Source organism: Nonomuraea sp. 10N515B, from assembly GCF_052245915.1.
Classification (GTDB): domain Bacteria; phylum Actinomycetota; class Actinomycetes; order Streptosporangiales; family Streptosporangiaceae; genus Nonomuraea.
In genome coordinates this window covers 47684-59760 of record NZ_JBQQBQ010000040.1, presented here as the reverse complement: position 1 = coordinate 59760, position 12077 = coordinate 47684, and the positions used below count along the sequence as shown (strand labels likewise).

General features: G+C 70.2%; 14 protein-coding genes. 5 read left to right on the top strand and 9 right to left on the bottom strand.

Annotated elements, in window-relative coordinates; genetic code table 11:
• Positions 1–2 precede the first annotated feature (2 nt).
• The 4 genes from ACTWQA_RS40520 to ACTWQA_RS40505 form a co-directional block, all read right to left on the bottom strand.
• Entirely contained in the window at positions 3–101 is a 99-nt protein-coding gene (locus tag ACTWQA_RS40520) for a 30S ribosomal protein bS22 (RefSeq protein ID WP_018654693.1), read from the bottom strand.
• Between the two features lie 178 nt (positions 102–279).
• Complete coding sequence (locus ACTWQA_RS40515) at positions 280–483, bottom strand: helix-turn-helix domain-containing protein (protein ID WP_026214222.1); 204 nt, start codon at positions 481–483, stop codon at positions 280–282.
• 312 nt (positions 484–795) lie between these two features.
• Positions 796–1578 (bottom strand): phosphatase, encoded by a 783-nt coding sequence (locus tag ACTWQA_RS40510; protein ID WP_305914391.1) that lies wholly within the window; start codon positions 1576–1578, stop codon positions 796–798.
• Between the two features lie 13 nt (positions 1579–1591).
• On the bottom strand, positions 1592–2755 hold the full coding sequence (locus ACTWQA_RS40505) for an acetoin utilization protein AcuC (protein ID WP_443164207.1): 1164 nt from the start codon (positions 2753–2755) through the stop codon (positions 1592–1594).
• 88 nt (positions 2756–2843) lie between these two features.
• On the opposite strand from ACTWQA_RS40505, the gene ACTWQA_RS40500 reads away from it, so the two are divergent.
• From ACTWQA_RS40500 to ACTWQA_RS40485, 4 genes are all read left to right on the top strand, one after another.
• Entirely contained in the window at positions 2844–3989 is a 1146-nt protein-coding gene (locus ACTWQA_RS40500) for a sensor histidine kinase (protein WP_443164206.1), read from the top strand.
• A complete protein-coding gene (locus ACTWQA_RS40495) occupies positions 3986–4639 on the top strand; it encodes a response regulator (RefSeq protein WP_443164205.1) in 654 nt (217 codons plus the stop codon). The genes ACTWQA_RS40500 and ACTWQA_RS40495 overlap by 4 nt, the downstream gene beginning before the upstream one ends.
• Positions 4640–4719: 80 nt before the next feature.
• Positions 4720–5610, top strand: coding sequence for an ABC transporter ATP-binding protein (locus ACTWQA_RS40490; RefSeq protein ID WP_443164204.1), 891 nt, complete (start codon positions 4720–4722; stop codon positions 5608–5610).
• Positions 5607–6347: an ABC transporter permease subunit gene (locus ACTWQA_RS40485; protein WP_443164203.1), complete on the top strand. Its 741-nt coding sequence runs from the start codon at positions 5607–5609 to the stop codon at positions 6345–6347. The genes ACTWQA_RS40490 and ACTWQA_RS40485 overlap by 4 nt, the downstream gene beginning before the upstream one ends.
• 50 nt (positions 6348–6397) lie before the next feature.
• Here ACTWQA_RS40485 and ACTWQA_RS40480 read toward each other — a convergent pair whose 3' ends face one another.
• From ACTWQA_RS40480 to ACTWQA_RS40460, 5 genes are all read right to left on the bottom strand, one after another.
• On the bottom strand, positions 6398–7582 hold the full coding sequence (locus ACTWQA_RS40480) for an ABC transporter permease (RefSeq protein WP_443164202.1): 1185 nt from the start codon (positions 7580–7582) through the stop codon (positions 6398–6400).
• Positions 7579–8262, bottom strand: coding sequence for an ABC transporter ATP-binding protein (locus ACTWQA_RS40475; protein ID WP_443164201.1), 684 nt, complete (start codon positions 8260–8262; stop codon positions 7579–7581). Before ACTWQA_RS40475 ends, ACTWQA_RS40480 begins: the two co-directional genes overlap by 4 nt.
• Positions 8259–9611, bottom strand: coding sequence for an efflux RND transporter periplasmic adaptor subunit (locus tag ACTWQA_RS40470; RefSeq protein ID WP_443164200.1), 1353 nt, complete (start codon positions 9609–9611; stop codon positions 8259–8261). Before ACTWQA_RS40470 ends, ACTWQA_RS40475 begins: the two co-directional genes overlap by 4 nt.
• A gap of 73 nt (positions 9612–9684) precedes the next feature.
• Positions 9685–10479: a pyrroline-5-carboxylate reductase gene (proC, locus tag ACTWQA_RS40465; RefSeq protein ID WP_305914382.1), complete on the bottom strand. Its 795-nt coding sequence runs from the start codon at positions 10477–10479 to the stop codon at positions 9685–9687.
• 47 nt (positions 10480–10526) lie between these two features.
• Positions 10527–11408 (bottom strand): proline dehydrogenase family protein, encoded by an 882-nt coding sequence (locus tag ACTWQA_RS40460; RefSeq protein ID WP_443164199.1) that lies wholly within the window; start codon positions 11406–11408, stop codon positions 10527–10529.
• 71 nt (positions 11409–11479) lie between these two features.
• On the opposite strand from ACTWQA_RS40460, the gene ACTWQA_RS40455 reads away from it, so the two are divergent.
• Entirely contained in the window at positions 11480–11926 is a 447-nt protein-coding gene (locus ACTWQA_RS40455) for a hypothetical protein (RefSeq protein ID WP_443164198.1), read from the top strand.
• Positions 11927–12077: the final 151 nt, after the last annotated feature.

Here is a 12077-nt window from a genome sequence, read left to right as displayed (position 1 = left end):
CGTTACTTCTTGTTACGCCGCTGGATGCGCGTCTTCTTGAGCAGCTTGCGGTGCTTCTTCTTGGCCATCCGCTTGCGGCGCTTCTTGATAACAGAGCCCACGGGACCCCCTGGTGCTGGTAGCAAGTCTGAATCGGAGTGCGAGCGCACACCGGCTCACAGACTACCGGCGATCCACCGTAGATCGCCCCTTGGGGGGGCGAGAGCCCGGCCGTGTCTCTCGCCGCGGCCGGGCCTCTCCCGCGACAGCACTCACGGCGTGACCATTCACGTCGCTACGTCAACCTGCCTCGATGTAGGCCTCCCGCAGATAGTCGTGGACCGCCTGCTCGGGCACTCTGAACGACCGGCCTACCCTGATGGCCGGGAGCTCGCCGGAGTGTACGAGCCGGTACACCGTCATCTTGGACACCCTCATGACCGTCGCCACTTCTGCGACGGTCAGGAACTTCACCTCGCTGAGAGGTCTTTCGCCTGCACCCATCGGACGCCTCTTCCGCACGTGTTTCCGGGTTATCCCCACTGGTGCCATTGCTCACGCACGTGTACTGCCGTCAGCGTAAGTCGGGACTCCGACTCGGCAAACCCCCTATTTTCTCTCTGGACGGAGCCACCTGTCAGCCGAACCAGCAAAGTTGCTGGCCAGCTGCCGGGCCGAGCACCAGACTCGGACGTTGGAACTGTCCAAGTTGCCACACATAAGAGTCGCCGGAGCCCCGTCAAAAGTTGGCAAAGGGACAGCGAGCCTCTTGGAATGCAGGCGCGAAAAGACGGTATCGGGAGGGCCGAATTCGACTCAAAGGGCTCGTGAGACCTGAGTGACCAGTCTGTCGGTCAGCGGAGCGTAATAGCGGGGCAGCACATTGTCATCGAGTGGCACGACCACGTCGATCTTGCCTTCCGCCTCCCCGACGAACAGGCCGGGGTCGTTGCTGTCGGCGAACGCGACCGTCGGCACGCCGGCCTCCCCGGCCGCGCCCGCCCATCCATGATCGGCGATCACCAGGTCGGGCAGCTCCCCGTCGAGCTCGCCGAGCATGTGCCGCATGGGCGCGGCGTCGTGGCTGTGCACGAAGCCGCCTCTGTCGTCGAGCATCGCGATGTCCTGCAGGTAGCGGATGTGGCGCGGGCGGCCGAAGGCCGACCCGGCATACGCCCATCCCTCGCCCGGCGTCAGCAGCTCGGCGCCGTGCCCGGCCAGCAGCGCGGCCAGCGGCAGGTGGATGGCGAGCAGCCCGGTCGGATGCCCGGTGGCGAACAACACGCGCGGGCTCGGCCGCGACAACACCGCGGCGATCCGCTCGGCCATGGCGTCGACGGCGTCGATCGTCAGGTCGGGATCGATGGTGTCCTGGCCCCAGCGGTGCCCGGCGTCGGCGACCACGCCGGCGGACTTGGCCATGAGCGCCAGGATGTCGCGGTAGGACCACGGCTGGTCGAACGTCAGCCCCAGCTTGTAGTAATCATCGCCGTTGGCCAGCGAGCTGTAGTGGTCGAGGTTGTTCTCGCGGGAGGTCGCGACGTCGCCGGCAATGCGGCTGCGGACGAGGTGCTCGCGGAGTTGGTCGCGGCTCAGCACAGCTCTTTCCTCGCTAGGGCAGGGGGTCGAGGCCGTGCAGGGGGAACACCGCGTGCCGGGTCGCCATGACCGCACGGTCAATGGGGTCCGCTGGGTCATAACCACCGGATAGGTCGTGAAATTCCGGGCTCCGGCCGTCGGTCATGGTGAGCGGCGGCGTCTCACCTGTGCGCTCCCTGACGAACCTGCGCCACTCCTGGCCGGTCGGCGTGGCGGGATCCACGGGGTGTCCGGCCAGCTCGGCGATGAGGTGGGTCCACGCCCGCGGCACGACCTGGACCAGCTCGTATCCGCCACCGCCCGTGGCGATCCACCGCCCGCCGGCCGTCTCGTGCGCCAGGCGGTGCAGGGCGGCGTACGCCGCGCGCTGGCCGTCCACGCTCAGCATCAGGTTGGCGAGCGGGTCGAGCGCATGGCTGTCGCAGCCGTGCTGGGTCACCAGGATCTCGGGCCTGAACTCGTGCAGCAGCGGCGGCACCACCGCGTGGAAGGCCCGCAGCCAGCCGGCGTCGCCGCAGCCCGCGGGCAGCGCCACGTTGACGGCCGTGCCGTCGGCGCCGGTCTCCTCGGGGAACCCGGTGCCCGGGAACAACGTGCGCGGGCTCTCGTGCAGGCTGATCGTCAGGACCCGCGGGTCGTCGTAGAACATCGCCTGCACGCCGTCGCCGTGGTGCACGTCCACGTCCACGTACGCGATCTTGCCTACGCCCTGGGCCAGCAGCCAGGCGATGGCCAGCGCGGGATCGTTGTAGACGCAGAAGCCGCTGGCCACGGCCGGCATGGCATGGTGCAGCCCGCCGGCGATGTTGACCGCGTGCTCCGCCGTGCCCTCCCAGACCGCGCGGGCGGCCGCAAGAGAGGCGCCCGCGATCAACGCCGAAGCCTCGTGCACCCCCATGAAGGCCGGATTGTCGGGCGTGCCCAGCCCGCAGCCGAGATCGGGCCGGCCTGAGACCGACACCCGCTTGACGGCCTCGATGTAGTCGCGCTTGTGGATCATGGACAGCTCGTCGTCGCTTGCCGGGCCGCAGCCGGCCATCTCGACCTTGTCCAGGACGCCGAGCTCGCGGGCGAGCGCCATGGTGAGCTCCACCCGCACGGGGGCCAGCGGATGACTGGGGCCGAAATTGTAGGAGATGAGAGCGTCGTCCCAGATCACCCGTGCCGACCGGCTCATGCGCAACCCCTCTGTGCTCCCTGGCCTTGCGCCGACGTTACCGCAGCGCAGACACCTCGTTGTAGCCCGGGTGCTTTAGGGTCGTAACGTGCGCGTGGCACGAACCTTCATGAAGATCGTTCGCTGGTTCCGCCGCCCCCGGGTCTTCGACACGACGCTCGTGATCGTGCTCTCCCTCCCGACGGTCGCGGCCGCCATCGCCATGGTCGTCCAGGGGATGGCCGTCCAGGGGGAGGTCCCGTCGCCGCCCCTGATCGTGGCGCTCTACCAGTTGAGCGTCCTGCCCCTGCTCGTGCGGCGCCGGCGGCCCCTCGTGACCGCCGCTCTGGTGACCGTGCTCGACTGCGTGGGCATCGTGGCGCAGTCCGTCCTGTTCGTCACGGCACCCTCGGCCATCGCGTTCTACAGCGTGGGCCGCTACACCACCGGCCGGCCGACCGCGATCGTCTCAGTGGCCGGTTTCGCCGCCTACGCGACGACCATGGAGCTGTTCTGGCGGGCGCAGGGCGGCTGGCTGGCGGCGCTGATCGGGGTGGGCGTCCCGGTCGGTGTCGGGCAGTTGGTCCGGCTCAGGGCCGAGCTGAACGAGCGCAGCAGGCGGGAGGCCACCGAGGCCGCCGTACGCGCGGAGCGGCGGCGCATCGCCAGGGAGCTGCACGACGTGGTCGCCCACCACATCACGGTGATCAACGCCCTGGTCGGCGGCGCGCGGGCCACGCTCCCGCCCGAGCAGGAGGTCACCAGGAACGCGCTGGAGAGCGCGGAGCAGACCGCCCGTCAGGCGATGTCGGAGATGCGCCGCCTGCTGGACGTGCTCAGGGCCGACGGCGGGGACGGCCCCGGCGCCGCGACGGGCGTGGGCGCGGCGCGACTGCCCGTGCTGATCAAGGAGGCGAAGTCGGCGGGCCTGCCGGCCAGCCTGACGGTGGCGGGCGAGCCCGTCGAGCTGCCCGCGACCGTGGACCACGCCGTCTACCGCATCGTGCAGGAGGCGCTGACCAACACCCGCAAGCACGCGGTCAGCGCCAGGGCCAGCGTGCGCTTGGCGTACGAGCCGGGCGCGGTGGAGGTCGAGGTGGTCGACGACGGTCTGGCGAAGCAGGACGGCGCGCCGGGGTTCGGACTCGGCGGCATGGCCGAGCGCGTGGCATTATGCGGCGGCCAGTTGTCCACGGGCCCGCGTCCAGAAGGCGGTTTCCGGGTGCACGCCCGCATCCCACTGGAGGGAGCATGATCAGGATCCTGCTCGTCGACGACCACGAGCTGGTGCGCAAGGGGTTCAGACTCATGCTCGACGCCCAGTCCGACCTGAGCGTGGTCGGCGAGGCCGCCGACGGCGCGGAGGCGGTGGACCTGAGCAGGCGGCTCACCCCCGATGTGGTGCTGATGGACCTCCACATGCCGAATCTGGACGGCGTGCGCGCGACCGAGCTGATCACCGCGGAGCTGCCCGAGGTGCGGGTGCTCGCGCTGAGCACGTTCGACCTGGACGAGAACGTGGTCGCGGCGCTCCGGGCGGGCGCCGACGGGTTCCTGCCCAAGGACGTCTCCCCCGAGGAGCTGATCGAGGGCGTGCGCGTGGTGCACCGCGGCGAGTCGGCCGTCGCGCCGCGCCTGCTGACCCGGCTGATCGGCACCTTCGTCCGCGCCTCCCGGCCGCGGGCGCTGCCCGCCCGGCTGGCCGGGCTGACCGACAGGGAGCGGGAGATCCTCGTCCTGATCGCCCGCGGCCGGTCGAACCAGGAGATCGCCGCCGACCTGTCCGTCTCCCCCTCGACCGTCAAGAACCACGTGACGAGCCTGTTCGCCAAGATCGGTGTCAGGGACCGGGCGCAGGCCGTGATCGTCGCCTACGAGGCGGCGTTGATCCACCCTGGAGAGTAGGACCAGGGTCCTAGAGACCCCCGCCGAGAACGGTCCCCAGGCAGGACGAAACCGGCCGCCCGCGACGGCACCCTGGGATCATGACCGCGATTCGAGCAACGAACCTGAGCAAGCGCTACGGCGGCACCGTCGCGGTGGCGGACCTGTCGTTCGACGTCGAGCCCGGTCAGGTGACCGGCTTCCTCGGGCCCAACGGGGCAGGCAAGTCCACGACCATGCGGATGATCCTGGGCCTCGACCGGCCTTCCGGCGGCTCCGTGCTCGTGGACGGGCGGCCTTACCACGAGCTGCGGCACCCGTTACACAAAGTGGGGGCCCTGCTGGACGCCAAGGCGGTGCACGGCGGGCGCAGCGCCCGCAACCACCTGCTGGCCATCGCGCAGAGCAACGGCATCCCGGCGAGCCGGGTGAGCGAGGTGCTGGAGACGGTGGGACTGGCGGAGGTGGCCAAGCGGCGGGTCGGCGGGTTCTCGCTGGGCATGTCGCAGCGGCTGGGCATCGCCGCGGCGCTGCTCGGCGACCCGGAGATCCTGCTCTTCGACGAGCCCGTCAACGGGCTCGACCCGGACGGCATCCTGTGGATCCGCACGTTCATGCGCAAGCTGGCGGCAGAGGGGCGGACGGTGTTCGTCTCCAGCCACCTCATGAGCGAGATGGCGCAGACCGCCGACCACCTGATCGTGATCGGTAAGGGCGCGCTCATCGCCGACACGAGCGTGGAGGAGTTCATCGGGCGCAGCTCGCAGGGCTACGTACGGGTGCGCTCGCCTCGGCTCGCCGAGGTGGCCGAGCTGATCAAGGTGGGTGAGCTGCATCCCGACCACCTGCGGGTGACCGCGATGACCACGCTCGAGATCGGCACGCTCACGACGCGGGCCGGCATCCCGCTGGAGGAGCTGACGTCTGTGCAGCCCTCACTCGAAGCGGCCTACATGGAGCTCACCAAGGACAGCCTGGAGTTCACGTCATGATCGACATTCTCAGGTCCGAATGGACCAAGATCCGCTCCGTACGCTCGACGGTGTGGACGCTGGCCGTCACTGTCGTGCTGATGGCGGGCCTGTCCGCGCTCGTCACCGCGGCTTCCAAGAACAACTCCGGCGGGCCGCCCTCCGGGGAGGACGCGATCATCATGAGCCTGCTCGGCATCATGTTCGCGCAGCTGTCCATGGCCACGCTGGGCGTGCTGGTGATCTCTAGCGAATACCGCACGGGCGGCATCCGCACCTCGCTGATGGCCGTGCCCAGGCGCATGATGCTGCTGACCGGCAAGATCGTGGTCTTCACCGCGACGTCGCTGATCGTCTCCGCGGTGGCGTCGGCCTCCGCGATCGCCATCGGACTGGCCATCATTCAGCCGCCGACGGTCGGGATGGGCGACGTGGCGCAGGCCGTGCTTGGGGCCACCCTCTACCTCACCGCGTGCGGCGTGTTCGGACTCGGCCTCGGCACGCTCATCAGGCACACGCCGGGTGCGCTCGTGTCGGCCATCGCGCTGATGCTGGTGCTGCCCACGGTGGCGAATCAGCTGCCCGGGCAGTGGGGCAAGACCGTGGCCGAATACTTCACGACCAACGCCGGCATGCTGATCGTGACCGATCAGGGCCAGGGCTCGCTGGGCCCGTGGAGTGGGTTCGGCGTGTACATGGTCTGGGTCGTCGTCGCCATGATCGCGGGCGCCATGCTGATGCAGCGCCGCGACGCGTAGGCCACCCCGACGCGACGGCTCTCGCCCGCTGACCAGGTGCAGCAGCCGGCTCACTCGGCGCGAAGGGCGATGACCGGGTCCAGCCTGCCCGCCCTCCGCGCCGGCGCCACGCCGAAGAACACGCCGACTGCCGCCGACACGCCGAAGGCCAGTGCGATCGACCACCATGTGATCGACGCCGGCACCTCCGTGAACGCGGCGATGGCCAGCGAGCCGCCGACCCCGAGCAGGATCCCGATGAGCCCACCGATCGTGGTCAGCAGCACCGCCTCGATAAGAAACTGGGCCAGGATGTCGCGCTGCCTGGCCCCCAGCGCCTTGCGCAGCCCGATCTCGCGGGTGCGCTCGCGCACGCTGACGAGCATGATGTTCGACACGCCGACCCCGCCGACCAGCAGCGAGATGCCCGCGATGGCGGCCAGCACGCCGGTGAGCATGCCGAGCACGCTGCCGATCGTGCCGAGCAACGCGGTCTGCGTGACTGCGGAAAACTGCTCGCCCGGATAACGGGACCGCAGCGCGGCCGTCACCTTGTCCGACAGCGCGTCGATCTCGTCCGGCCCGGAGGCGCCGACGGCCATCCCGTTGATCCGCTCGAGCCCGAACAACCGCTGCGCCGTGGTCACCGGGATGTGGATCTCCTGGTCGCGGGAGAGCCCGAACGTCTGCCCGACCTCGGCGTACACCCCCACCACCCGGAACCTGGCCCCGGAGATCGTCACCTGCCGGCCGATCGGGTCGAGGTCGCCGAACATGCGGTCGGCCACCTCCGAGCCGAGGACGGCCACCCTGCGGCGGGTGTCGACGTCGGTCTCGCTCAGCGGGCGGCCCTTCTCGACCGGCCGATCGAAGATGTTGACGAGATTCTGGTCGGTGCCGACCACCGTGACGAACGCCTCCGTCCGGCCGACGCGCACGGTCTCGCCCGACTGCAGCGAGACGGTCACCTTCGACGGGTCGCCGACCACGCGCCGCACGTACGCCACGTCGGCCAGGTTGAGCTTGCTCTGCGTCGGCGCCGCGCCCAGGCTGATGCGCCCGGGGACCACCAGGATGATGTTGGTGCCGAGGCCCGAGATCTGCTTCTCGATCTCGTCCTTGGCGCCGGTGCCGATGGCCACGAGGATCACCACGGCGAGCACGCCGATGACGACGCCGAGCATGGTCAGCACGCTACGCAGCCGGTTGACCCGCAGCGCCTCCAGCGCCATCGCCAGCGCTTCACCCGTCCTCACGCGGTGTCCTTCTCGATCAGCCCATCCCGTACGTGGATCTGCCGCCGGGCGTGGGCGGCGACCTCCGGCTCGTGCGTGACCAGCACCACGGCCACGCCCCGGTCGCTGTTGAGCCGGTCGAGTATGCCCATCACCTCCGCGCCGTTGGCGGTGTCGAGGTTGCCGGTGGGCTCGTCGGCCAGCAGCACCTTGGGCTCCCCGACCAGCGCCCTGGCGATGGCGACGCGTTGCTGCTCGCCTCCGGACATCTGGGACGGCCGATGCCCCATGCGGTGCCCGAGCCCGACGGACTCCAGCGCCGCCTTGGCCCTGGCCCGCCGCTCGGACCTGCCGACGCCCCGATAGACCAGCGGCAGGGCCACGTTGTCCAGCGCGGTGGTCCGGCCCAGCAGGTGGAAGGACTGGAAGACGAAGCCGATCGTCTTGTTCCGCAGGTCCGCCAGGGCAGTGTCCGACAAACCCGACATCTCCACCCCGTTGATCCTGAGCGTCCCCGAGGTGGGCCGGTCCAGACAACCGAGCAGGTGCATGAGCGTGGACTTGCCGGATCCCGACGGGCCCAGGATCGCGGCGAACTCGCCCTGCCCGATCGTCAGCGAGACACCGCGGAGCGCCTCCACGGCCACGCCGTCGAGCTGGTATCGCCGGGTGAGGTCCACCGCCTCCATGGCCGGCGTCATGGCAGGCGCTGCCCTTGCCGTACGGAGTCCGCCCCTCTGACCACGATCCGGTCGCCCACGGTCAGCCCGCTCAGCACCTCGACCACCGCGTCGCCCTGCGCGCCGAGCTTGACGACGCGCCGCTCGGCGACACCGTTCCTGATGACCCAGACCACGCTCTCACGCCCGCTGGAGACGATGGCGGAGGCCGGGGCCGAGACCGCGGACGGCGACTCGCGCACGGTCAGCCGGGTGACGGCGCTCATCCCCGGTTTGGGGGTGGGCGCCTGCGAGCCGTCGTCGAACGTGCCGGCGCCGAGCGTGAGCCGTACCGGATAGCTGACGCCGCCCGTGGTGCCCTCCTTAGGGGTGACCCCGATGCCGGTGACCACGGCGGTGTACGTGGCCCCGGGAACGGCGTCCAGCTCGACCGCGGCCTTCACGCCCTTCTTGACCAGCAACACGTCGGTCTCGTCGACATCGGCGTCCAGCAGGAGCGTGGAGACGTCGGTGACGGTGGCGATCGTGTCGCCCGCCGAAACGGGCACCCCCGTCGCCACCGGCGTTCCGCCCGAGGAGCCCCCCGAGGGCATGGACGGCAGCTGCTGCCCGCCTCCGCCGGGGATCTGGCTGAGCAGGCTCTCGACGCCGCCCCCTCCACCGCCGCCCGACACTCGGCCCAGCGTGACGATCCCGCCGAACGGCGCCTTGATCGTGAGCGACTTGACCGTGCTCTCCGCCGCCTTGACCGCGGCCTTGGCCTGGGACGTCGAGGCCGCCTGGAGCGAGGCCATGGAGCTCGACAGGCCGCTGGTCACGCCGGACAGGATGCCGTTGATCGAGCGGTTGAGCTGGACGGTGATCGTGGCCAGGGCCTTGGTCTGCGCCTTGTGCTGGTCCTGGGCCAGGTCGATGGCCTGGAGCAGTTGCTTGCGCGCCCTGGCGTCCTCGACCTTCTTCGCCTCCTTGCGGGCCTTGGCGAAGTGCGCGGCGACCTTGCGGTCGAACGCCCTGGTGTCGAGCGACGGCAGGCGCACGCTCGGCATGGCGACGCCTGCCGGGGCGGCCATCTTGGAGGCCTGGCGGGCCTGTTCGAGCTGGCTCTGGGCCTGAGGCGAGCGGATCTTGGCCAGGATGTCGCCCTTGCGGACGCGGTCGCCCTCGCGGACGTAGAGCTTGGCGATCGTGCCCTGGGCCGGAGAGCGCAGCGTGGCCGAGGCCCGCGCGCCCACCGTGGCGGGAGCCTCGACGACCTCGGTGACCGGGGCCCGCCGGACGTCCCCGACCTGGACGTTCGACGGCTCCTCGGACGTGCAGCCGGTCAGTGTTAAGAGGACGAGCAGCGGCGCGACGCCGCGACGTAACGTCACCCGAGACATCGTATGAGCCGGTGCCGCCGGGCCGCCGACCGGCTCTCAGCGAGCTCTCAGGCTCTCAGCCCTTTCAGCCGGAGCCGAGCTGGCGGCCGCGGTCGCGGGCGGCCTCGATGGCGGCCAGGAAGGCCGCACGCACGCTGTGCCGCTCCAGCTCGGCGATCGCGGCGATCGTCGTGCCGCCCGGCGAGGTGACGGCCTCGCGCAGGATGACCGGGTGCTCGCCCGAGTCGCGCAACATCACGGCCGCGCCGACGATGGACTGGGTGACCATGTCGAGCGCGGCGGCCCGCGGCATGCCGAGCAGGATGCCCGCGTCCACCATGGCCTCCACCAGGTAGAAGAAGTAGGCGGGGCCGCTGCCGGACAGCGCCGTGGCGGCGTCCTGCTGGGACTCCGGGATGCGCAGCACCTTGCCGACGGGCTTGAGCAGGTTTTCCGTCAGCTTCAGGTGCTCCTCCCCCGCGTGCGCGCCCGCCGAGATCACACTCATCGCCTCGTCGAACCTGATGGGCGTGTTGGACATCACCCGCACCACGGGCACGTCGACGCCCAGCCGCTGCTCGACGAAGGACGTCGTGATGCCGGCCGCCGCGCTGATCACCAGGCGGTCCGCAGGGACGTAGGGCGCTATCTCGGCCAGGAGCGTGGCCATGTCCTGCGGCTTGACCGCCAGGATCAGCGTGTCGGCCGCCTTGGCAGCCTCGGAGTTGGAGACGGTGCGCACGCCATAGGTCTCGCGCAGCGCCTGCGCCCGCTCGGCCCGGCGGGAGGTCGCCATGATGTCGCCCGGCTTGAAGCCCGCGCGCAGCAGGCCAGACAGCAGGGCCTCGCCCATCTTGCCCGTGCCCAGAATCGCAATCACGCTGGCAGCCTACTAACACCCCTCCGGTGTTCGGTTGCGGCCGTGGCCTATCCGCGGGAGAGCAGCGACCTGAGAAAGAAGGTCAGGTTGCGGGGGCGCTCGGCGAGGCGGCGCATGAGGTAGGCGTACCAGTCGGAGCCGTACGGGACGTAGACGCGCATCTGGGCGCCGAGGCCGGCCAGACGGGCCTGCTCGTCGGGGCGGACCCCGTACAACATCTGGTATTCGAAGCCCGTCGCGTCGCGCCCGGAGAGCACCGCCAGCGTGGAGGCGATGCGCACCAGCCTGGGGTCGTGCGTGGCGACCATGGGGTAGCCGGTGCCGGCCATGAGGATCTTCAGGCAGCGGACGAACGAGCGGTCGATGTCGGCGGGCCGGGTGTAGGCGCCGGGAGCGGTGTAGGCGCCCTTGCACAGGCGCACCCGGGCGCCGCCCAGCTTCTCGCAGCGTTCCAGCGCCTCCGGCAGGTAGGCCTGCACCACCACGCCCACGTCCGGATGGTCCCTGCGCAGCGCGGTGTGCACGGAGTGCAGTCCCGGGATCGTGTCGTGCTCCTCGGCGTCGAGCGTCACCGTGACCTTCCTGGCCGCGGCGGCCCGGCAGATGGCGGCGGCGTGGTCGAGCGCGAGCTGCTCTGACAGCCGCAGCCCGAGCGCGGTGAGCTTGACCGACACGTCGGCGCCCGCGGGCAGCAGGTCGAGCAGCGACAGGTATTCGCGCACGGTGTCGCCGGCCTGCGCGGGATCCGTCACCTCCTCGCCGAGGTGATCGACCGTGACGAGCAGCCCACTGCGGGTCAGCTCGTCGATCACGGGGCCGACGTCGTCGGCGACATAGCGCCTGACGACGTCCCTGGTCAGCGGGGAGGTGGAGATGACGCGCTCGGCGCGTTCGCTCTTGGAGACGGCGAGCAGAGCCTGACGGAGCACGGGAACCACACTAACTCCGGTATGACGCTGAACCGGGAACGAGCCTTGTCCGTCGTATGAGTATGCGCACAATGACGAAAGCGACTCTTCTGGCCGGGTCCCTGGTGCTCGCGACGAGTTGTGCCACGGCGCCGCCCCCTAATCAGGCCGCGTCCTCCACGCCCGACGCCCCGGTCGCCGTGAGCCCGGTCACCACCGCCCCCACGAAGGGACCGGAGCCGGTCAAGCCGACGGGCAACGCCATCAACGTCCACAAGGTCCGCTGGACCAAGGCCACGCCGGTCGCCAAGGGCAAGAAGATCCAGCTCATCTGGTCGTCCGGCGTCGCGCCGTGCACCGTGCTGCACAAGGTCAAGGTCAAGGAGACGAAGAAGAGGGTCACGATCACCCTGTACGAGGGCACCGCGCCCAAGGCCAGGAACGTGTCCTGCATCATGATCGCGGTGGAGAAGACCACGACCGTGACGCTGAAGAAGGCGCTCGGCAAGCGCAAGATCGTGGACGGCTCCAAAATGTGACATGTCCACATACGTACAACCCCGGTGACGACTGATCGCGGACGACCCGTGCCCCTCTCCGCCGGCAGGCCTCGACGGCGCCCTGAGGCTGAGAGCCGTCATCAATGCGGACCCCCGGCGCACACCCACCGCCGGGGGTCCGCTTTGTCGT